Source organism: Virgibacillus sp. DJP39, assembly GCF_049310925.1.
GTDB lineage: Bacteria > Bacillota > Bacilli > Bacillales > Amphibacillaceae > Virgibacillus_F.
The window spans coordinates 1-22,082 of record NZ_JBMERP010000021.1; the positions used below are offsets into that span (position 1 = coordinate 1).

Below are 22,082 nucleotides of genomic sequence, written 5' to 3' on the forward strand. Positions count from 1 at the left end.
TCCAAATAAAACCAAATTGACACCTGTAAAAAATTGTGATAGAATCTTAAGTTTGCCAAATTGACTGAAAATGGTAGGTATGCTATTCTTTATGGGAAGAAAAGTCTAAATAAAGCTTTATATATGGTTATTTTTTTAAAAAAATAGGTAATACTAGAAGACAGGAGGTGAATATGGTGCTGAAAAAAATTGTGCATTTATTTTTTCTTATTGCAGGTGGTACCATTGGATATTTATATATTCCAGAAATCATTAAATTGTTAAACTTCACGGATGCGAAGTGGGCAGCGTCCCCGTATTTAGGTTTAATCTTAGGTGCAATCATTATATTTCTTGTAACGTACTGGATAGCAGATTATATTGTGGAATTCCTGCGATGGACAGAGGATACGCTAATCAAGGTGCCTGTTGGTGATTTATTGTTTGGTAGTCTGGGATTAATCATTGGTTTGGTAGTTGCATATTTAGTTAATATTTCATTAAAAGATATTGAGATTCAACTGGTTTCACAGGTGATACCGATATTCTTAACGTTTTTCTTGGGATATATAGGGTTTCAAGTTGGATTTAAACGTCGTGATGAGTTTTTAAACTTGTTAATGATGAATAGAAAAGAACGTGATCGCAGGAAAACTGATGATACCGATACTTCTTCTGAGGACATTCAATCGAAGCCTAAAATACTGGACACAAGTGTAATTATTGATGGACGTATAGCAGATATATGTCAAACCAGCTTTCTAGAAGGAACTATAGTTATTCCAGAGTTTGTTTTAGGTGAGCTCCAGCATATTGCAGATTCATCAGATGTATTAAAAAGAAACAGAGGACGACGTGGACTAGACGTATTAAACAGAATTCAAAAAGAAATAGCGGTAAATGTAGAAATTTACGAAGGTGACTTTGAAGAAATTCAAGAGGTTGATAGTAAGCTAATTAAACTTGCAAAGGTTATTAATGGCGTGGTTGTTACGAATGATTTTAACCTGAATAAAGTTTGCGACTTTCAAGGGGTCCATGTTCTAAACATAAATGACTTAGCAAACGCTGTTAAACCAGTTGTGTTACCGGGTGAAGAGTTGATGGTTCAAGTAATTAAGGATGGTAAGGAACAGAATCAGGGAATAGCCTATCTAGATGACGGCACGATGATTGTGGTTGAAGAAGGACGTAATTATATAGGTAAGACTATTGAAGTGTTAATTACAAGTGTTCTTCAAACATCTGCAGGTAGGATGATATTTGCAAAACCAAAATTACTTGAAAAAGCGCAGTAAAAAGGGTATAACTTAAAAAGAAACTAAAAGTGATAACAATCATGTTATCGCTTTTTGCTGTAAAAGAGAAAAGCGGAGGCGACTGTTATGAAGCGGAAGCATAAACAAGAGGCCGTAAAACGCCTGGTTTTTGGCGTTTGGAGTGTCAATTGCTTATGACGGCAGCTACAAGGAGGCGCAACTAGACAGAACGAAAAGCGGAGTGGGGTTTTCCCCATCGTATGACTCGACTGCTAGAAGCTGCAACCAGCCAAGATAAGGGGAAGCAACTGCTCTGAGGGAAACGTTTCCCATTGGTTAAATATAATTAATTAAGCTGTTTTCTAAAAAAAATTGTTGTTTTGACACAAAATGTATAAACTGCGACGTAACTGCTGGATTTATTTTCTACCATCCTTTATTAGATTGGTGCTGATCCAGCGCTGCGGAAAAACACTCGCTTTCCGTGGGGAACGCTTCAGCCTCCTCGGAGCAAAAACCGCTCACTGCGGGGTCTTCAGACTGTTCCTTTCCCACTGGAGTCTCGCATTTTTCCGCAGCTTAGATAGTTTTCTGTTGAAAGGAGAAGAATCCCGTAAAGGCACAGAATTCATGCGTAACTCTCTATCCTAGTGGAGGCAGAATACGAAGACTCCTGCGGGAACAGCGCGAGTCCGAAGGCCCCGGAAGAAGCGCTCTTTGCTTCTGAGGAGACTGAGGCCGTGCCCGCGGAAAGCGAAGTATTCTGCCGGAACGGCGGAGAGAAAGTTTTCACTACGTCTCAGTTTTAAAGCAACACAACTAAACAGCCAAAAATAAAGAGTTTACGGAAGGGGTATCACCATGACTAACGAAGTTCGTGTACGTTATGCACCAAGTCCAACTGGTCATTTACATATTGGAAACGCACGTACAGCATTGTTTAACTTTTTATATGCCAAGCATTTTGATGGGAAATTTATCATCAGAACAGAAGATACTGATGACAAGCGAAATGTAGTTGGAGGCGAAGAAAGTCAGCTGGAATTCTTGAAATGGTTAGGTATTGAGTGGGATGAAGGTGCTGATGTTGGTGGGGATTATGGACCTTACAGACAAATGGAGCGTTTGGATTTATATACTAAATATGTAAACGAGCTTCTTGAGAAAGGGCTTGCCTACAAATGTTACATGACTGAAGAAGAACTGGATGCGGAACGGGAAGAACAAAAAGCTAATGGACAAGTTCCTAAGTATTCTGGAGCACATTGTGACCTCTCAGAAGAACAAATCGCTGCATTCGAACGAGAAGGACGCAAACCAAGCATTCGAATGCGTGTTCCTAAAAATAAAACATATAAATTTAATGATATTGTACGTGATGATATTACTTTTGAATCAAGTGATTTTGGCGACTGGGTGATTGTGAAGAAAAACGGTATCCCTACGTATAATTTTGCTGTTGCCATTGATGATCATTTAATGCGCATTTCCCATGTTTTACGGGGTGAAGAACATATTTCGAATACACCGAAACAAATGATGATTTATGATGCATTTGGTTGGGAAGCGCCAACTTTCGGTCATATGACATTAATCTTAAACGAAGAGCGCAAGAAACTTAGTAAACGAGATCAGCATATTCTACAATTTATCGAGCAATATCATAACTTAGGATATTTACCTGAGGCTATGTTTAACTTTATTACATTACTAGGGTGGTCACCAGTTGGTGAAGAAGAAATTTTTGACAAAGACAAATTAATTGAAATATTTGATCCTGAGCGGTTGTCGACATCAGCGGCCATTTTTGATCCACAGAAGTTGAAATGGATGAATAATCAATATATTAAAACCCTTGACCACGACACAATTGTAGGATTAACATTACCACATTTAATTGAATCTGGTCGCCTTTCTTCGGATATGGATGACGAAAAAAGATCCTGGGTTGAAGATGTGATTTCACTTTATGAGGAGCAGTTGCGATATGGTGCAGAAATCGTAGAGCTAACGGAATTGTTTTTCAACGAAAAGATTGAGTATGATGAAGATGCAATGGAAGTTCTTAAAGGCGAACAGGTTCCTGAAGTGCTGCAGGTTTATACGGATAAACTAATACACCTGGAGGAATTTAATAAAGATACAATTAAAGCTGCTATTAAAGAAACACAGAAAGAGACAAAGCAAAAAGGCAAGAATTTATTTATGCCAATTCGTGTGGCGACTACTGGTCAAACACACGGTCCAGAGCTTCCAATGGCTATACAACTTCTGGGTAAAAAGCTAATTATTAAGCGTCTTGATGAACTTTTAAGTGAATTAAAAGCTTAATTTGTTCACTTTCAGCTGATTATGTAATATAGTAATACTATAATATCGAACGTTGATAAGGAGAAGTAGAAAACCTCTGGCTTATTTAGAGAGAATCATCATCGGCTGCAAGTGATTCTGGGCTACGTTTTTGAAATGCACCTTTGAGTCTGTTATGGAATTTAGTATATAACAGCGGTACTCTGCCGTTATAGAGTAAGTTGGGAGTTTGTTTTTTACTCCAAACAGAGTGGAACCGCGCCAAAAGCGTCTCTGTGTAGTTAATACACAGGGGCGCTTTTTGTATTTGTAAAGTATCAAGAAAAGGGAAGGTATTCATAAGGGGAGGTGTCGGTTTTTGGGTATATTTAAAAGGATGAAATCAGACATGGATGTAGTGTTTGAACAAGATCCAGCTGCTCGTACTTATATAGAAGTAGGATTGACTTATTCAGGTCTGCATGCCATTTGGTCACACAGAATTGCACATGCTTTTTTTAAGAGGCACTTATTTTTTATTGCTCGTGTCATTTCACAAATCAGTCGTTTTTTTACAGGAATAGAAATACACCCTGGGGCTAAAATTGGTGAGCGTTTCTTTATTGATCATGGTATGGGTGTGGTTATTGGTGAAACGTGTGAGATTGGGGATAATGTTACTATCTATCAAGGTGTGACCTTAGGTGGCACAGGGAAGGAAAAAGGAAAACGACACCCTACGGTAAAAGATAATGTTCTAATTGCAACCGGGGCAAAGGTACTGGGGTCAATTGTAATTGGTGAAAATTCTAAGGTTGGCGGTGGATCGGTGGTATTACATGATGTGCCCGCTAATTCTACAGTAGTTGGAATACCTGGCCGTGTCGTAGTGCAAAACGGGGAGAAGGTAAGACGTGATTTGGATCATCATAAATTGCCTGATCCTGTCTCAGATCGCTGCAACGAGTTAGAAACGGAAATACACTTATTAACTGCTGAACTAGCCAAGTTGAAAGAGGGGAATACGAATGACGATCACAATTTATAATACACTAACACGACAAAAGGAAGCTTTTATACCACTTGAAAAAGGAAAGGTCAGCATGTATGTCTGTGGCCCAACAGTGTATAACTATATTCATATTGGAAATGCTCGCCCGGCCATTGTGTTTGATTCAGTAAGAAGATACCTGGAATACAGAGGCTATGATGTAAACTATGTACTGAATTTTACCGATGTCGATGACAAAATTATTAAAGTTGCTAATGAATTAGGTGAGGAAATACCAGATTTGACTAACCGTTTTATCGATGCCTATCAAAAAGATGTCGCTGCACTTGGTGTAAAAAAGGCCACGCATAATCCACGTGTTACAGAGACAATGGATGATATTATATCCTTTGTTGAGACGCTAATTGAAAAAGGTTTTGCTTACGAAGTTGAAGGCGACGTTTATTTTAAACCACGTTCTTTTGATAATTATGGAAAACTCTCGCATCAATCAATTGATGAATTGCGCTCTGGTGCACGAATTCAAATTGGTGAGAAAAAAGAAGATCCACTTGATTTTGCCTTATGGAAAAATGCTAAGAATGAGGAAATTGCCTGGGATTCCCCTTGGGGACAGGGTAGACCCGGATGGCATATTGAATGTTCTGCAATGGCTAAGAAATACCTTGGAGAAACAATTGATATTCATGCTGGTGGTCAGGATTTAACCTTTCCCCACCATGAAAATGAAATTGCGCAATCTGAGGCAATGAATGGCCAGTCTTTTGCCAGGTACTGGATGCACAATGGATATATTAATATTGATAACGAGAAGATGTCAAAATCACTCGGTAACTTTGTATTAACCAAAGAACTAATTGAACAACACGATCCACAAATTATCCGGTTTTTCATGCTAAGTGTTCATTATCGGAATCCGATTAACTTTAGTGAAGAGTTATTGGAAGGTGCTAAAAACAGTTATGTTCGAATCAAAAACGCTTATGACAACTTAGAGCATAGAAAGAAAACAAGTACAGATTTTGATCAGGATACTGATCAATGGAAAGCCAAAATAACACAACTTAAACAAAGCTTTGAAGAGGCTATGGATGATGATTTTAATACAGCGAATGCGATTTCCGTTTTATTTGACCTGACAAAGGAAGCGAATCTTTATTTAAAGTCCAAACATACATCTACAGAAGTTATTCAGTTGTTTAAAGATGCTATATCAACTATTCTCTCTGTGTTGGGAATTCAGATTGATCAGGAGAAAGAGTTGCTGAATGCAGATATTGAAGCATTACTTCAGGAACGGATTGAGGCTCGTAAAAACCGTGATTTTAATCGTGCAGATGAAATCCGCGATACATTAAAGGACAAAGAAATCCTGTTAGAGGACACTCCTCAAGGAACTAGATGGAAAAGAGGTTAAGTGTTATGGGTATGGATGTTAAACAGCTTAAAAGTCTTGCCATGGCATACATGGGGGATGCTATTCATGAGGTGAGTGTTCGTGAACACTTGATTCGTTCCGGACAGGTAAAGCCAAACGACCTTCATAAACAGGCTGTCGCTTTTGTATCTGCAAAAGGTCAGGCAAAGGTTATCAGAAGTTGGTTAGAAGAGAAGGTTTTAACGGATGAAGAAGAACGAATTGTGGCGCGGGGCAGGAATGCTAAGTCAGGGTCAGTACCAAAAAACAGCAGTGTGCAGACATATCGTTACAGCACTGCTTTTGAGGCACTGATTGGCTATCACTATTTACAAAAGAATGAAGAACGCTTAGATCAATTGCTTAAACAAGCAATCTACTTTATCGAGGAAGGGAGTGTCTAAATTGGATCATGAAATCATTATTGGAAAGAACCCGGTATTTGAGGCTTTAAAATCGGGACGCTCTGTAAATAAAGTGCTAATCACAGAGCAATTGAACATTAATGCAAGTAAAAAGGTGAATGAATTGGCAAAGGCAGCCAATACCATCGTTCAAAAGGTACCTAAAAGTAAGCTTGATCAATTGGTAGATGGCAGTCATCAAGGAATTATTGCATACGTGGCTTCTTATCAGTATGCTGACATAGATGACTTGTTCAACGTGGCTTCAGAAAGAAATGAAGCACCATTTTTCGTTATTTTGGACGAGCTGGAGGATCCACATAATTTGGGTTCCATTTTACGTACTGCCGATGCAACAGGAGTACACGGAGTTATTATCCCTAAAAGAAGGTCTGTGGGCCTAACGGCTACCGTTGCTAAAACTTCAGCTGGCGCAATTGAGCATATTCCAGTTGCACGTGTAACCAATATTGCAAACACAATCGAGGAGCTTAAGGAGCGTAATGTGTGGGTTGTTGGAACCGCAGCAGACGGGACAGAAGATTATCGTGCACTGGATGGGACAATGCCACTTGCGTTAGTAATTGGAAATGAAGGAAAAGGGATGAGTCGCCTGGTTCAGGAAAAATGTGACTGGACAGTTAGCTTGCCGTTAAAAGGAAAGGTATCCTCGTTAAATGCATCGGTAGCTTGCAGTTTATTGCTCTATGAAGTATTCCGTAAAAGGTTTCCTTTAGGGGAATAGGTGATGGATGTACTAGTTGTAGACGGATATAACATCATAGGTGATTGGGATGAACTGAAGCGGTTAAAAGACGTTGATCTTGAACAAGCCCGCAACCGCTTAATTGAAAAAATGGCTGAATATAAGGCCTTTAGTGGTTGCCGGGTTATCATTGTTTTTGATGCATATTATGTTCCAGGTACCGTAAACAAATTCAGGGAGTATAAGGTAGAGATAATCTACACCAAAGAAAAGGAAACTGCAGACGAGAGAATTGAAAAACTTGTAAAGGAATTAAAAAATGTAGTAAATCAAGTATATGTTGCCACTTCTGATTACGCAGAACAGCGCACTATTTTTGGTAGAGGCGCATTAAGAAAATCAGCGAGAGAATTATATATTGAATTAATTGATATGGAAAGAGAAATCGAAGAAAGTGTTAAAAAGCATAAAAGGGTAAAGAAACACAGTAAGATCCCATTGAATGATGATGTATTAGAAAAATTTGAAAAATGGCGCAGGGGTAATGGGTAAAGGTGTTAAACGCCGATATAATGCGTTGTCCATCCGATTTCATGTTGACGATATGGAAATGTTTACTGTATAATAATTCTATATATTGACAGTTTTGTGTCGGGAGGTATTTTTGTGAAAATCAAGCAGCTAGAGACAGAAAGCGATCATTTAAATTTGCTTGACGATGATGCTATCATTCATTTGATCCACCAGGGTAACAGTCGTGCGCTTGATTTCTTGATTCACAAATATAAAAACCTTGTTCGAGCAAAAGCGCGCACCTACTTTTTAATTGGTGCTGACAGAGAAGATATAGTTCAAGAAGGTATGATTGGGCTTTATAAAGCTATTCGAGATTTTGATGCGGACAAGCTGTCATCGTTTAAAGCCTTTGCTGAATTGTGTATTACCAGGCAGATAATTACTGCGGTGAAGACCTCGACACGTCAAAAACATATACCGTTAAATTCTTATGTATCACTTGATAAACCAGTTTACGATGAAGAATCAGACAGAACGTTGCTTGACATTATTGCAGGGTCAAGAGCTATTGATCCACAAGAACTACTTGTCAATCGTGAAAAATACAACGATATGGAATCAAAATTGACTGAATTATTGAGCGACTTAGAAAAACAGTCGTTGAATTTATACCTGGATGGTCAATCCTATCAGGAGATTTCGGTAGAATTACAAAGACATGTAAAATCAATTGATAATGCGCTGCAACGAGTAAAGCGTAAGTTTGAACAATTGATAGAATCTCGCGAAATAACTCTGTAAACAAGTATTACGCAAGACGAGCCACTTACAGACTATTGACACATTAATTTAACAATGCTACATTAGTAGAAGTGAAAATACCCTAGTTTGGGGTGGTAGAATGAATAAAAAGGTAACGTTAGCGTGTGCAGAATGTTCGAGTAGGAATTATACAACTAATAAAAACGTATCCACAAAACCTGAGCGGCTTGAAGCCCGGAAGTACTGTAAGAATTGTGGAAAACATACACTGCATCGTGAAACTAAATAAGACGCATCCTTCGGGTATAGTTTGGGGGTCAAACCATGAAGCTTTTCCAATTTTTTAAGAACGTATCACGTGAGATGAAAAAGGTTAGCTGGCCAAAAGGGAAAGAGCTAACAAGTTATACAATTACTGTAATTGCAACTGTAGTATTTGTAGCGGTGTTTTTTGCGGTGATTGATCAACTAATTACGTTGGTATTAAATAGTTTTTAATGATATTGTTGAATAAGAAAGCTTGAGTTATGTTATAATGAAAATAAATAGCGTTTCTTTAAAAAAACCCGACATAGCGGGTTTTTTAATGTTGTAGAAATATTCACTATTTCACCTTTAGAAGATGTATAGGTTAAGGTCAGAGTTACTCAGTTCATTAGGTTTTTGATTTGGTAGATTGTTATAACCCTGCAGGGTGTAACTTCATATAAGGGAGGGAAGGGCAGCTAAGTTGTCCTGTTCAAATGGAGAAAAATTGGTACGTTGTTCATACATACTCAGGGTATGAAAACAAAGTGAGAATGAATTTAGAGAAACGCGTGGAAACAATGGGGATGGAAGACAAGATTTTTCGTGTCATTGTTCCTGAAGATGAAGAAACAGAAATCAAAAACGGCAAAAAAAAGATTGTCAAAAAGAAATTTTTCCCTGGTTATGTTTTAACAGAGATGATTATGACAGATGACTCTTGGTATGTAGTTCGTAATACACCTGGCGTAACAGGATTTGTTGGATCTAGTGGGCACGGTTCTAAACCGACCCCATTGTTGCCTGACGAAGTTGAAACGGTGTTGAAGCGTATGGGTGTTTCGGAGGCGGTTACACAACTTGATTTTGACCTGAAAGAAAGTGTACGAGTTAATGAGGGGCCGTTTGCAAACTTTACCGGTACAATTGAACATATCGATCTTGATAAACAAAAAGTGAAGGTGCATGTAAATATGTTTGGCAGAGAAACACCTGTTGAACTTGAATTCTCGCAGATTGAAAAGCTTTAATGAGGAGAATTCCCGTTTTTCTTGATCCGGTTGCGGCTCCTAACGACTAGCAAATAGTTAGTCCTGATGAACATACGTAAAGATCAACGTACTGTTCCCAGTCCTATCTATTTGTACGTCGCTAATCAGTCGCCTCCACTTTTCTTTTGTCTAGCTGCGAGGGCTAGAGACTCGAGACATAGTCAATAGACACTTCGAGTAAAAAGAGCATTACTCTACGGTCTCTTGTCTATGCTTGTCGTCTCTAAGCAAGCCCTCTTCGCTTTTCTTTTTCACTATGGCTTGCGTTTTTTTTTTGTATATGCTAAAATTCTATTGTTATTTATGTTCTCTTTATATAGAGGAAAATGGCTAATAATGAGTGGGAGGGTGAATACACCCTATTACCACATCACGGACTTTAAGGAGGTGTGTCTCGTGGCTAAAAAAGTAATTAAGATTGTAAAACTACAAATTCCAGCTGGTAAAGCAAACCCAGCGCCGCCGGTAGGACCAGCATTAGGTCAAGCAGGTGTAAATATTATGGGATTCTGTAAGGAATTTAATGCTCGTACGCAAGATGAAGCAGGTATGATTATCCCGGTTGAAATTTCGGTATTTGAAGACCGTTCATTTACGTTTATTACCAAAACTCCACCCGCTGCAACATTGTTGAAGAAAGCAGCAGGTATCGAATCGGGTTCTGGTGAACCTAACCGCAACAAAGTCGCTACTGTTAAACGCGATAAAGTTAAAGAAATTGCGGAAACAAAAATGCCTGACTTAAACGCCGCTGATGTAGAAGCAGCGATGCGCATGGTAGAAGGAACTGCACGTAGCATGGGTATTACAATCGAAGACTAATACCTTTACGCTTTTTAGATACGAGCTGGGTTGCGATAGTGGGATTCCATTTCTCGCAACCTTTTTCGTGAAAAAGCGAAGTTATTAAAGTCTGGGTATGCTTTATAAAAGGTGTTCTTTGCTTTTTATAAGTGGGAGGTATTACCGCTATAACCACAATCGAGGAGGAAACAAAATGGCTAAAAAAGGTAAAAATTATCAAGAATCTCTGAAGCTTGTTGACCGTACTAAATCTTATGATGTTAAGGAAGCTATCACATTGCTTAAAGAAGCTTCTCGTGCAAAATTTGATGAAACAGTAGAAGCAGCTTTTCGTCTGGGTGTTGACCCTAAGAAAGCTGACCAACAAATTCGTGGGGCTATGGTATTACCACACGGAACTGGTAAAACTCAACGTGTACTTGTATTCGCTAAGGGTGAAAAGGCTAAAGAAGCAGAAGCGGCAGGAGCTGATTTTGTTGGAGATCAGGAAATGATTAACAAAATTAACCAAGGTTGGTTTGATTTTGACGTAATCGTTGCTACTCCAGATATGATGGCTGAGGTAGGTAAATTAGGTCGTGTTTTAGGACCAAAAGGACTTATGCCTAACCCTAAAACTGGTACAGTAACATTTGAGGTTGAAAAAGCAGTTAACGATATTAAAGCTGGTAAAGTTGAGTATCGTATTGATAAATCGGCAAACATTCACGTTCCAATCGGAAAAATTTCTTTCGATGATGCAAAACTTATCGAGAACTTTGTAGCAATCACAGAAACACTTGTAAAAGTTAAACCACAAGCTTCAAAAGGTGTTTACATGCGCAATGTATCTGTAACGTCTACCATGGGACCTGGTGTAAAAGTTGATGTTTCAGATTATACGCGTCGTTAAATTTCTTGTTCAATAGGGCTTGACTTTTAATAGACGATTCGATATACTATGTTTTGATATAAATATGAATACGTTGTACCGTAGACAGCAGGTGCGAGAGATCGCTTAATTTCCTGCCGAGGTGTTTAAAAGCAAATGATTTATTCATTTGTTATAAAAAACCTCCATGTCTTCATGGAGGTTTTTCTTATCTTAGACACTAAGTTATGTTTAGTTACAGTGGAACATCCGGTCCGGTTGGGAAGCTTGTGCTTTTCTCTTTTCGGTATACTTATTTTACTAGGAGGTGGAACAATGTCAAATGTTATTGATGCAAAAAAACAGGTAGTTCAGGAAATTGCTGATAAATTCCAAAATAGCCAATCAACTGTACTTGTTAATTATCGCGGCCTTGATGTTGCTGCGGTTACAGAACTTCGTAAACAGCTTCGAGAGGAAAACATCGACTTCAAAGTGTACAAAAACACAATGACACGTCGTGCTGTTGAACAAGCAGAGCTAAATGAATTAAGCGATTCGCTAATTGGGCCTACTGCTATCGCATTTAGTAAAGATGATGTTATTGCACCAGCTAAGATTTTGAGTAAATTTGCGAAGTCTCACAAAGAACTTGAAATTAAAGGTGGCGTAATTGAAGGTAAAATAGCATCACTTGAACAACTGAACGAACTTGCAGAATTGCCAAATTACGACGGTCTAGTATCTATGCTTTTAAGTGTGCTTCAAGCACCTATTCGCAACTTGGCTTACGCAACAAAAGCTATCGCAGAACAAAAGGAAGAGCAAGGAGCATAATATTGCTTCAACGCGATTTTGTGTTTTAAATCTAAATTACATGTAAAATAGGAGGAAATAAAATGACTAAAGAACAAATTATTGAAGCAGTTAAAGAAATGTCAGTTTTAGAATTAAACGATCTTGTTAAGGCTATCGAGGAAGAATTCGGCGTAACAGCGGCAGCACCAGTTGCAGCAGCAGGTGGAGCTGGAGCGGAAGAAGCTGAAGAACAAACTGAATTTGATGTAGTACTTACAAGTGCTGGAGCATCAAAAATTAAAGTTGTTAAAGCAGTACGTGAGATCACTGGTCTTGGTCTTAAAGACGCAAAAGACTTAGTTGATAACGCACCTAAAGCTATTAAAGAAGCTGTATCTAAAGACGACGCTGAAGAAGTTAAAGGTAAACTTGAAGAAGCGGGCGCATCAGTAGAAGTTAAGTAATTGTATATGGGGAGCTCGTCGTTATACGGCGGGCTCTCAATATTATCTTCTGTAATATAAAACACAACAAAGTAGGTGCTGGAATGTCCGAGCATTACTTTTCACAAAAACCCCAATCTAAAAGTTCACCCAAGACATGGAGCTATCAGTTACGAGAAAAAGAGTATACATTTACTAGTGACTATGGTGTTTTTTCCAAAAATGAAATTGATTATGGTTCACGGTTGTTAATAGACCATTTTGTGGAACCAAATAAATCTGGTAGCGTGCTAGACCTTGGCTGTGGCTATGGTCCAATAGGTATTACTATAGCAGATACGTATCCGGATCGAAAAGTGGTTTTCGCTGATGTCAACGAGAGAGCAATTAAGCTTGCTGAACAAAACGCGGAACAAAATAAGGTAAGAAATACGGAGTTTGTAAAGAGCGATCGTTTTTCAAACCTAGCCGACTATACATTTGCATCAATCGTTACGAACCCTCCGATCAGAGCTGGCAAACAGGTTGTTCATGCTATGATAGAAGAAAGCAGGCGGGTATTAGATGAAAGTGGTGAATTTTGGATAGTTATTCAAAAAAAGCAAGGTGCCCCTTCAGCTAAAGAAAAGGTAACAAGTGTATTTGGGAATGTGGAAGTCGTTGCAAAAGATAAAGGATACTTTCTATTTAGAGCCATTAATATTTGACCTTGCAAATTACTTATGATAACATAATAAAATGCTAAGATGGACTTTCTTTGTCAAGAAGAATTTTCATTATATAAGAAACGTATATTTCATCGGTATTCGGAGACAATGGTAAAGAAAAAAACTAAATACACATAAGGTTTTTTCTAGAAAAACCTTTTTTCTTTTTACTTAAGTTAGAAAGAAATAACTAGATCAATTGTGGAAGAATCCTACTTAAACAGTTGATTTTTTGTGCCGATGAAGGATTGTGCCATAAAAGTATGATCTTTACTTTCCGTAAGGTTTAAAAGAGAAAGACTTGTGATTATTTATATTACAAGTTTGTTCAGTATGTGTATAGGGATAGATTGCTTTGCCAAACTAGAGTTCAAAGCAATACATCACATGACATTGTTAAGATCTGAAAAACATTACTAATATATTACTATAACTTTAGTGTGTTTTTCTAATATAATAATCATTTTTCAGCAATGTACCCTGTAAAGGGGAAGGTTGAAGAATGCTTGATTTGAGGGGTGAAGCAGTTGACAGGTCAACTAGTTCAGTATGGACGGCACCGCCAACGCAGAAGTTACGCGCGTATTAGCGAGGTGTTAGAATTACCAAATCTAATCGAAATTCAAACCGCTTCTTATCAGTGGTTTTTAGAAGAAGGTTTGAAAGAAATGTTCAAAGACATTTCACCAATTGAAGATTTTACAGGTAATCTATCACTAGAATTTGTTGATTATAGTTTAGAGGATCCAAAGTATCCTGTAGCTGAATCAAAGGATCGAGACGTTACGTATAATGCTCCACTTCGCGTGAAGGTTCGTTTAATAAACAATGAAACTGGTGAAGTGAAGGAACAAGAAGTGTTTATGGGAGACTTTCCTCTTATGACAGACACAGGGACATTTGTTATTAATGGAGCCGAGCGTGTTATCGTATCGCAACTCGTTCGTTCGCCTAGTGTTTATTATAATGAAAAAATCGATAAAAACGGTAAGCGTGGTGTTACTGCAACCGTGATTCCAAACCGTGGAGCATGGCTTGAATTTGAAACAGATGCTAAAGACGTTGCTTATGTCCGTATCGATCGAACACGTAAATTACCTATCACAGTACTTCTGCGTGCTCTCGGCTTTAGTACAGATCAAGAAATTATTGATTTGCTAGGCGAAAATGAATACTTAAAAAACACCTTAGACAAAGACAATACAGAAACTACTGAAAAAGCATTATTGGAAATTTATGAGCGACTTCGTCCAGGAGAACCGCCTACCGTTGAAAATGCTAAAAACCTGTTAGTTTCACGTTTCTTTGATCCTAAGCGATACGACTTAGCTCGTGTTGGTCGTTATAAAATGAATAAAAAGTTAAATATTAAAAACCGTTTGTTTAACCAGGTGCTTGCTGAACCGATTGTCGATAAGGAAACTGGTGAGGTTCTTGCACAAAAAGGTGATAAATTAGAACGTAGATTATTAAATAAGATTATTCCGTACTTGGAGCAAGAAGAGGATAAAGTTGGCGGGCACGAAGTTGAGCTGCAAGAGGGTGTTATAGATAACCCTATCAAGCTACAAACAATTAAAATTGTTGATCCTACCGACCCAAGTGGAGAACGTGTATTGAATGTAACAGGAAACGCAAATGTAGATAAGAAGATTAAGAACATAACACCAGCCGACATTTTATCGTCTGTTAGTTATTTCTTTAACTTACTACATCGCGTAGGGGATACTGATGATATTGACCATTTAGGTAATCGTCGCTTACGTTCAGTTGGGGAATTATTGCAAAATCAATTCCGTATTGGGCTATCCAGGATGGAACGTGTTGTTCGTGAACGTATGTCAATTCAGGACACTTCAAGCGTTACACCACAACAACTAATAAATATTCGTCCGGTAATTGCTTCAATAAAAGAGTTTTTTGGAAGTTCACAGCTTTCGCAGTTTATGGATCAAACAAACCCATTGGCAGAGCTAACACACAAGCGTCGTCTATCTGCCTTAGGACCAGGTGGTTTAACGCGTGAACGTGCTGGATTTGAAGTGCGAGACGTTCATTACTCACATTATGGTCGTATGTGTCCGATTGAAACGCCTGAGGGACCAAACATCGGACTGATCAACTCGCTATCAAGCTATGCAAAAGTTAATGCATTTGGCTTTATTGAAACACCATATCGTCGGGTTGATCCTGACACGGGATTAGTAACAGCCCAAATTGATTATTTGACAGCTGATGAAGAAGATAATTATGTGGTTGCACAGGCTAATGCTAGGTTAGATGAAACTGGTCACTTTATTGATGATGAAGTAATTTCACGTTTCCGCGGGGAAAACACTGCTGTACCACGAGTAAACGTTGATTATATGGATGTATCACCTAAGCAGGTTGTTTCAGCTGCAACGGCTTGTATTCCATTTTTAGAGAACGATGACTCCAACCGTGCATTGATGGGTGCTAACATGCAACGACAAGCAGTTCCATTAATGCAACCAGAAGCTCCAATTGTTGGAACAGGAATGGAATACGTTTCTGGTAAGGATTCAGGGGCTGCCGTTATCTGTCAAAACCCAGGTATTGTGGAGCATGTTGAAGCAAAAGAGGTTCACATCCGTCGAATATCTGAAGTGGACGGTAAAGAGGTAAAAGGCGATCTAGAACAATATCGCTTACAAAAATATATACGTTCTAACCAAGGTACTTGTTATAATCAACGGCCAATCGTAAGTAAAGGTGACCGTGTAACAAAAGGCGAAATCCTTGCTGATGGACCATCAATGGAAGACGGCGAACTAGCACTAGGCCGCAACGTTCTTGTTGGTTTCATGACATGGGAAGGGTATAACTATGAAGATGCGATTATCATGAGCGAACGATTGGTGAAAGATGATGTATATACTTCGATCCATATTGAAGAATACGAATCAGAAGCCCGTGATACAAAGCTTGGACCTGAAGAAATCACACGTGATATTCCAAATGTTGGGGAAGAAGCATTGAAGGATCTTAACGAACAGGGAATTATACGTGTTGGTGCAGAAGTAACTGATGGTGATATTTTAGTTGGAAAAGTAACACCAAAAGGGGTTACCGAGTTATCTGCAGAAGAAAGGTTATTGCATGCTATCTTTGGCGAAAAAGCCCGTGAAGTCCGTGATACGTCTCTTCGTGTGCCGCATGGCGCAGGAGGAATTGTCTTAGATGTTAAGATCTTCAATCGTGAAGATGGAGATGAGCTGCCACCAGGTGTGAATCAGCTAGTTCGTGCTTATATTGTGCAAAAGCGTAAAATACACGAAGGTGACAAAATGGCTGGACGTCATGGTAACAAAGGTGTTATTTCAAAAATATTACCTGAAGAAGACATGCCGTTTATGCCAGATGGAACTCCAGTTGATATTATGCTTAACCCACTTGGGGTACCATCACGAATGAACATCGGACAAGTGTTTGAGTTACACTTAGGAATGGCTGCACGCGCATTGGGCATACATGTTGCAACTCCTGTATTTGATGGTGCAGGTGAAGAAGATGTATGGGAAACACTGCAAGAAGCAGGCATGCCAAAAGATGCGAAAACAATCTTGTATGACGGAAGATCCGGTGAACCATTTGATAACCGTATATCTGTAGGTGTCATGTATATGATCAAACTTGCACACATGGTAGATGATAAGCTTCACGCACGTTCAACAGGACCATATTCATTAGTTACGCAACAACCACTTGGTGGTAAAGCACAATTTGGTGGACAGCGTTTTGGTGAAATGGAAGTATGGGCTCTTGAAGCATATGGTGCAGCATACACTTTACAAGAAATTCTTACTGTTAAATCAGATGACATCGTTGGTCGTGTGAAGACGTATGAAGCTATTGTGAAAGGCGACAATGTTCCGGAGCCAGGAGTTCCAGAATCATTTAAAGTATTAATTAAAGAGCTTCAAAGTCTTGGTTTAGATGTGAAAATGTTATCAAGTGATGAAAAAGAAATAGAGTTACGTGAGTTAGAGGAAGAAGAAACAGAAGCGGCAAGCAAACTTAACTTAGAAATAGAAGAAAAGTAATAGAAGCAATGGAGCGTTAATCTCTGTAAAATGGCAAGTTTTATAGAGGATAACATCTCCGGCTTTATCATATTATTCTGTTCACCGAAAGTGCAGCTTAAGAAATACCTCGTCATCTATCATTTAAGACAAAGTTAGTGGCGGGTTATTTCTAATAAATGGTAAATTCGGACACTAAAAGGGAGGTTGGCCCCTTGCTAGATGTAAATAACTTTGAGTATATGAAAATCGGTTTAGCTTCACCAGAAAAAATTCGCTCGTGGTCATACGGCGAGGTAAAGAAACCTGAAACTATTAACTACCGTACATTAAAACCAGAGAAAGACGGCTTATTCTGTGAGCGTATTTTCGGACCACAAAAGGACTGGGAATGTCATTGCGGTAAGTACAAACGTGTACGTTATAAAGGCGTTGTCTGTGATCGATGTGGAGTGGAAGTTACAAAAGCGAAAGTGCGGCGTGAACGTATGGGTCATCTTGAGCTCGCAGCTCCAGTTTCACACATTTGGTATTTTAAAGGGATTCCAAGTAGAATGGGACTTGTTTTAGACATGTCTCCACGTGCATTGGAAGAGGTTATCTATTTTGCGGCGTATATCGTTACGGAATCAGGTAATACCCCTCTTGAGAAAAAACAGTTGCTATCAGAAAAAGAATACCGCGCATATTACGATAAATACGGTAAATCCTTTAAAGCTCAAATGGGTGCTGAAGCAATTCGTAAACTTCTACATGATATCGACCTTGAAAAAGAGGTTGTTGGATTAAAAGAAGAATTAAAGACTGCAAAGGGACAACGAAGAACACGTGCAATCAAGCGCTTAGAAGTATTAGAATCATTCCGTAATTCTGGTAATGATACTTCATGGATGGTACTTGATGTGTTACCAGTTATACCTCCGGAAATTCGTCCGATGGTACAGCTCGATGGTGGGCGTTTTGCAACGTCTGATCTTAATGATCTTTATAGACGTGTTATTAACCGCAACAATCGTTTGAAGCGCTTATTGGATTTGGGTGCTCCAAGCATTATTGTGCAAAACGAAAAACGTATGTTACAAGAAGCTGTTGATGCTTTAATAGATAATGGTCGTCGAGGACGTCCGGTAACAGGTCCGGGAAATAGACCATTAAAGTCACTTTCACACATGCTGAAAGGGAAACAAGGTCGTTTCCGTCAGAATCTATTGGGTAAACGTGTTGACTATTCTGGCCGTTCCGTTATCGTTGTAGGACCAAGCTTGAAAATGTATCAGTGTGGACTGCCAAAAGAAATGGCGCTTGAATTATTCAAACCATTTGTAATGAAAGAATTGGTAGGACGTGGATTAGCGCACAATATTAAGTCTGCTAAACGTAAAATTGAACGTGTTCATCCAGAGGTGTGGGATGTTTTAGAAGAAGTAATTCGTGAGCATCCAGTTTTATTAAACCGTGCACCTACATTGCATAGATTAGGTATTCAGGCATTTGAACCAACATTAGTAGAAGGCCGTGCAATTCGTTTGCACCCACTAGTTTGTACAGCATATAACGCTGACTTCGATGGTGACCAAATGGCTGTACACGTACCATTATCTGCAGAAGCGCAAGCTGAAGCACGTATTTTAATGTTAGCTGCTCAAAATATACTAAATCCAAAAGATGGTAAGCCAGTTGTTACGCCATCACAGGATATGGTTTTGGGTAACTATTATTTGACATTGGAACGCGAAAAAGCTGTTGGTGAAGGTAGTGTCTTTAAGGATACAAGCGAAGCATTAATTGCATACCAAAATGGTTATGTTCATCTTCATACTAGAGTTGCTGTTCAAGCAAGTAGCTTAAACAACAAAACTTTTACGGAAGAACAGCAAAACCAACTATTGCTAACCACGGTAGGAAAGTTAATTTTTAATGAGATTTTACCAGAGTCATTCCCTTATATTAATGAACCAACTAAAAGTAATCTTGAGGTTCGTACACCGCCCCATTACTTTGTTGAAAAGGGAACTAACATTAAAGAAGAAATCCAAAAACGCGACACTATTTTACCGTTTAAAAAAGGTATTTTAGGGGATATAATCGCAGAGGTATTTAAACGATTTAAAATCAGCGAGACTTCTAAAATGCTTGACCGCATGAAGGATCTTGGCTTTAGTTACTCAACAAAAGCTGGTATGACAGTTGGTATTTCCGACATTGTGGTACTAAAGGAAAAAGAAGTAATCGTTGAGGAATCACAGATAAAAGTTGATAATGTTCAGAAGCAATTCCGTAGAGGTCTTATAACAGAAGAAGAACGTTATGACCGAGTGATTGCTATATGGTCACAAGCAAAAGACGATATTCAGTCTAAATTGATGAAATCCCTTAACCCGAGAAACCCTATCTTTATGATGAGTGACTCTGGAGCACGGGGTAACGCATCTAACTTTACACAGCTTGCTGGTATGCGTGGACTAATGGCTAACCCGGCTGGACGTATTATCGAGTTACCGATTAAATCAAGCTTCCGTGAAGGCTTAACTGTACTTGAGTACTTTATTTCTACTCACGGTGCTCGTAAAGGTCTTGCCGATACAGCACTTAAGACAGCTGACTCAGGTTACCTAACTCGTCGTTTGGTTGACGTTGCACAGGATGTTATTGTTCGCGATGCAGATTGTGGTACAGATAGAGGACTAAAAGTTTCTGCAATTAGAGACGGCGCGGAATTGATTGAACCACTGATTGACCGCTTGATTGGTCGTACTATATTTGAAACTGTTCGCCACCCAGAGACAGGCGAAGTGATTATAGAAGATGACAACGTGATTTCAGAAGATCAGGCAAAAACTATTGTTGACTCTGGAATTGAGGAAGTAACAATACGTTCTGCATTCACTTGTAATACGAAGCACGGCGTATGTCAGAAATGTTACGGACGTAACCTTGCAACAGGTGATGAAGTTGAAGTAGGAGAAGCAGTAGGTATTATTGCTGCTCAATCTATCGGTGAGCCTGGTACACAGTTAACCATGCGTACTTTCCACACAGGTGGAGTTGCCGGAGACGATATCACACAAGGTTTACCGCGTATCCAAGAGATATTTGAAGCGCGTCACCCTAAGGGTCAGGCTATTATTAGTGAACTTCAGGGTACCGTACATGAAATTAAAGAAGTTAAAGATAAGCAGGAGATCATTGTTCAGGGTGAAGTTGAGCAACGGGCGTATGCAGTTCCGTACAATGCCCGAGTCAAAGTAGCTGAAGGCGATAAAGTTATCGCTGGGCAAGCACTAACTGAAGGCTCTATTGATCCAAAAGAGCTTCTTCAAGTGCAAGGCGTTGATGGAGTGCAAACCTATCTACTACGTGAAGTTCAACGTGTATACCGCATGCAAGGTGTGGAAATCGGTGATAAGCACGTCGAGGTTATGGTTCGCCAGATGCTACGTAAAGTACGTGTAGTTGAATCAGGAGATACAGCTGTTCTTCCAGGATCATTACTGGAGATCCATCAATTTAAGGAAGCAAACCACAGTATCATAGTTGATGGAAAGCAGCCTGCTGTAGGTAAACCGGTATTACTTGGTATTACAAAAGCATCTCTTGAAACAGATTCATTCTTATCAGCAGCCTCGTTCCAGGAAACAACACGCGTCCTAACAGATGCAGCGATAAAAGGTAAACGAGATGAACTGTTAGGTTTGAAAGAAAATGTTATTATTGGTAAACTTGTTCCTGCTGGTACGGGAATGCAACGCTACCGTAAAATTGAAGCTTCATTAGACGATTTACAAGAAAAAGCAGATGAAAATCAAGAAGCAGAAACTGAAACAGTAAACTAAATTAAAGTTAAACAAGTGTTGTAATGATCAGAAGCACATAAATAGTAAAATTTGAGTTGACATAAAAAAACTGGGATGATACTATATTCAGGGTGCTTCTGATTATACTTGTTGCTTTGGAGGATATATGAATGTCTTATGAAAAAGTAACCCAAGGACAGTCACGTCTAATAATCGGAACGAAGCAAACACTTAAAGCCATGAAAAATGGACATGTAAGTGAAGTGTTTCTTGCTGATGACGCTGATAAACAACTAACTCAAAAGGTAGCTGATTTAGCAAAAGAGCTAGACATTATGTGTCACCACGTAGATTCCATGAAAAAGCTAGGAACCGCTTGTGGCATTGACGTTGGCGCATCTACTGTAGCAATTAAAAAAAATTAGTTTTGGCGGTGAAATATCGCGAAGGCTTTGTTTTTTGCTAAATGATGAACCACCTGGATATGTGGTATTACAGGATGGATTTATTACGGTGGTTGTTAGTCGTTATTTTTACCAGTAATTTTGTAAATAAGAAGGGAGGATAATCAAATGCCTACTATAAATCAACTTGTACGTAAAGGCCGTGTAAACAAACCAAGAAAGTCTGACTCTCCAGCACTTAATAGAGGGTACAACAGCTTTAAAAAGAAATTCACGAATGAAAACTCACCACAAAAACGTGGCGTGTGCACTCGTGTTGGTACACTAACACCTAAGAAGCCAAACTCTGCACTTCGTAAATACGCACGTGTACGTTTGTCAAACAACATGGAAGTAACAGCATATATTCCTGGGATTGGACACAATCTACAAGAACACAGTGTTGTATTGATCCGTGGTGGACGTGTAAAGGATTTACCAGGTGTTCGCTACCATGTTATACGTGGAGCTTTAGACACTGCTGGTGTTCAAGGACGCGCTCAAGGCCGTTCAAAATACGGTACAAAACGCCCTAAAAAGTAAAGAAAAGTTTCAGCG

20 protein-coding genes and 2 other annotated features are annotated in these 22,082 nt (G+C 39.0%); all 20 genes read left to right on the top strand.

Going from position 1 to position 22,082, the window contains the following annotated elements:
* Positions 1-176: 176 nt before the first annotated feature.
* The gene (locus ACOI1D_RS08935) at positions 177-1,277 is read left to right on the top strand and encodes a PIN/TRAM domain-containing protein (RefSeq protein WP_422500932.1); all 1,101 of its coding nucleotides are present in this window, start codon (positions 177-179) and stop codon (positions 1,275-1,277) included.
* 822 nt (positions 1,278-2,099) lie between these two features.
* Positions 2,100-3,569 carry a glutamate--tRNA ligase gene (gltX, locus tag ACOI1D_RS08940; protein ID WP_422500933.1) on the top strand — a complete coding sequence of 490 codons (1,470 nt, stop codon included), beginning with the start codon at positions 2,100-2,102 and terminating at the stop codon, positions 3,567-3,569.
* A 43-nt stretch (positions 3,570-3,612) separates the two neighbouring features.
* Positions 3,613-3,826 (top strand) — a binding site (T-box leader).
* Positions 3,827-3,906: 80 nt separating this feature from the next.
* The gene (gene cysE / locus ACOI1D_RS08945) at positions 3,907-4,575 is read left to right on the top strand and encodes a serine O-acetyltransferase (protein WP_422500934.1); all 669 of its coding nucleotides are present in this window, start codon (positions 3,907-3,909) and stop codon (positions 4,573-4,575) included.
* Positions 4,556-5,956, top strand: coding sequence for a cysteine--tRNA ligase (gene cysS / locus ACOI1D_RS08950; protein ID WP_422500935.1), 1,401 nt, complete (start codon positions 4,556-4,558; stop codon positions 5,954-5,956). Before cysE ends, cysS begins: the two co-directional genes overlap by 20 nt.
* Before the next feature lie 5 nt (positions 5,957-5,961).
* On the top strand, positions 5,962-6,360 hold the full coding sequence (locus ACOI1D_RS08955; protein ID WP_422500936.1) for a Mini-ribonuclease 3: 399 nt from the start codon (positions 5,962-5,964) through the stop codon (positions 6,358-6,360).
* 1 nt (position 6,361) lies between these two features.
* Positions 6,362-7,105 (top strand): 23S rRNA (guanosine(2251)-2'-O)-methyltransferase RlmB, encoded by a 744-nt coding sequence (gene rlmB / locus ACOI1D_RS08960; RefSeq protein WP_422500993.1) that lies wholly within the window; start codon positions 6,362-6,364, stop codon positions 7,103-7,105.
* Between the two features lie 3 nt (positions 7,106-7,108).
* The gene (locus ACOI1D_RS08965; protein WP_422500937.1) at positions 7,109-7,618 is read left to right on the top strand and encodes an NYN domain-containing protein; all 510 of its coding nucleotides are present in this window, start codon (positions 7,109-7,111) and stop codon (positions 7,616-7,618) included.
* A 114-nt stretch (positions 7,619-7,732) separates the two neighbouring features.
* Positions 7,733-8,383 carry an RNA polymerase sporulation sigma factor SigH gene (sigH, locus tag ACOI1D_RS08970; protein WP_422500994.1) on the top strand — a complete coding sequence of 217 codons (651 nt, stop codon included), beginning with the start codon at positions 7,733-7,735 and terminating at the stop codon, positions 8,381-8,383.
* A gap of 100 nt (positions 8,384-8,483) precedes the next feature.
* Positions 8,484-8,633, top strand: a complete 150-nt coding sequence (gene rpmG, locus ACOI1D_RS08975; RefSeq protein ID WP_422500938.1) for a 50S ribosomal protein L33 — start codon at positions 8,484-8,486, stop codon at positions 8,631-8,633.
* A 35-nt stretch (positions 8,634-8,668) separates the two neighbouring features.
* Entirely contained in the window at positions 8,669-8,842 is a 174-nt protein-coding gene (gene secE / locus ACOI1D_RS08980) for a preprotein translocase subunit SecE (protein ID WP_422500939.1), read from the top strand.
* A gap of 245 nt (positions 8,843-9,087) precedes the next feature.
* Positions 9,088-9,621 (top strand): transcription termination/antitermination protein NusG, encoded by a 534-nt coding sequence (gene nusG, locus ACOI1D_RS08985; protein ID WP_422500940.1) that lies wholly within the window; start codon positions 9,088-9,090, stop codon positions 9,619-9,621.
* A gap of 417 nt (positions 9,622-10,038) precedes the next feature.
* Positions 10,039-10,464: a 50S ribosomal protein L11 gene (rplK, locus tag ACOI1D_RS08990; protein ID WP_422500941.1), complete on the top strand. Its 426-nt coding sequence runs from the start codon at positions 10,039-10,041 to the stop codon at positions 10,462-10,464.
* Positions 10,465-10,639: 175 nt separating this feature from the next.
* The gene (gene rplA / locus ACOI1D_RS08995; protein WP_422500942.1) at positions 10,640-11,338 is read left to right on the top strand and encodes a 50S ribosomal protein L1; all 699 of its coding nucleotides are present in this window, start codon (positions 10,640-10,642) and stop codon (positions 11,336-11,338) included.
* Positions 11,339-11,398: 60 nt separating this feature from the next.
* Positions 11,399-11,535: a sequence feature (ribosomal protein L10 leader region), on the top strand.
* A gap of 97 nt (positions 11,536-11,632) precedes the next feature.
* On the top strand, positions 11,633-12,133 hold the full coding sequence (rplJ, locus tag ACOI1D_RS09000; protein ID WP_422500943.1) for a 50S ribosomal protein L10: 501 nt from the start codon (positions 11,633-11,635) through the stop codon (positions 12,131-12,133).
* Positions 12,134-12,195: 62 nt separating this feature from the next.
* Positions 12,196-12,558, top strand: coding sequence for a 50S ribosomal protein L7/L12 (gene rplL / locus ACOI1D_RS09005; protein WP_422500944.1), 363 nt, complete (start codon positions 12,196-12,198; stop codon positions 12,556-12,558).
* A gap of 83 nt (positions 12,559-12,641) precedes the next feature.
* The gene (locus ACOI1D_RS09010; RefSeq protein WP_422500945.1) at positions 12,642-13,244 is read left to right on the top strand and encodes a class I SAM-dependent methyltransferase; all 603 of its coding nucleotides are present in this window, start codon (positions 12,642-12,644) and stop codon (positions 13,242-13,244) included.
* 527 nt (positions 13,245-13,771) lie between these two features.
* Positions 13,772-17,308, top strand: coding sequence for a DNA-directed RNA polymerase subunit beta (rpoB, locus tag ACOI1D_RS09015; protein ID WP_422500946.1), 3,537 nt, complete (start codon positions 13,772-13,774; stop codon positions 17,306-17,308).
* Between the two features lie 194 nt (positions 17,309-17,502).
* A complete protein-coding gene (rpoC, locus tag ACOI1D_RS09020) occupies positions 17,503-21,120 on the top strand; it encodes a DNA-directed RNA polymerase subunit beta' (RefSeq protein ID WP_422500947.1) in 3,618 nt (1,205 codons plus the stop codon).
* Positions 21,121-21,251: 131 nt separating this feature from the next.
* Entirely contained in the window at positions 21,252-21,506 is a 255-nt protein-coding gene (locus ACOI1D_RS09025; RefSeq protein WP_422500948.1) for a 50S ribosomal protein L7ae-like protein, read from the top strand.
* A gap of 147 nt (positions 21,507-21,653) precedes the next feature.
* On the top strand, positions 21,654-22,067 hold the full coding sequence (gene rpsL, locus ACOI1D_RS09030) for a 30S ribosomal protein S12 (RefSeq protein ID WP_422500949.1): 414 nt from the start codon (positions 21,654-21,656) through the stop codon (positions 22,065-22,067).
* Positions 22,068-22,082 lie beyond the last annotated feature (15 nt).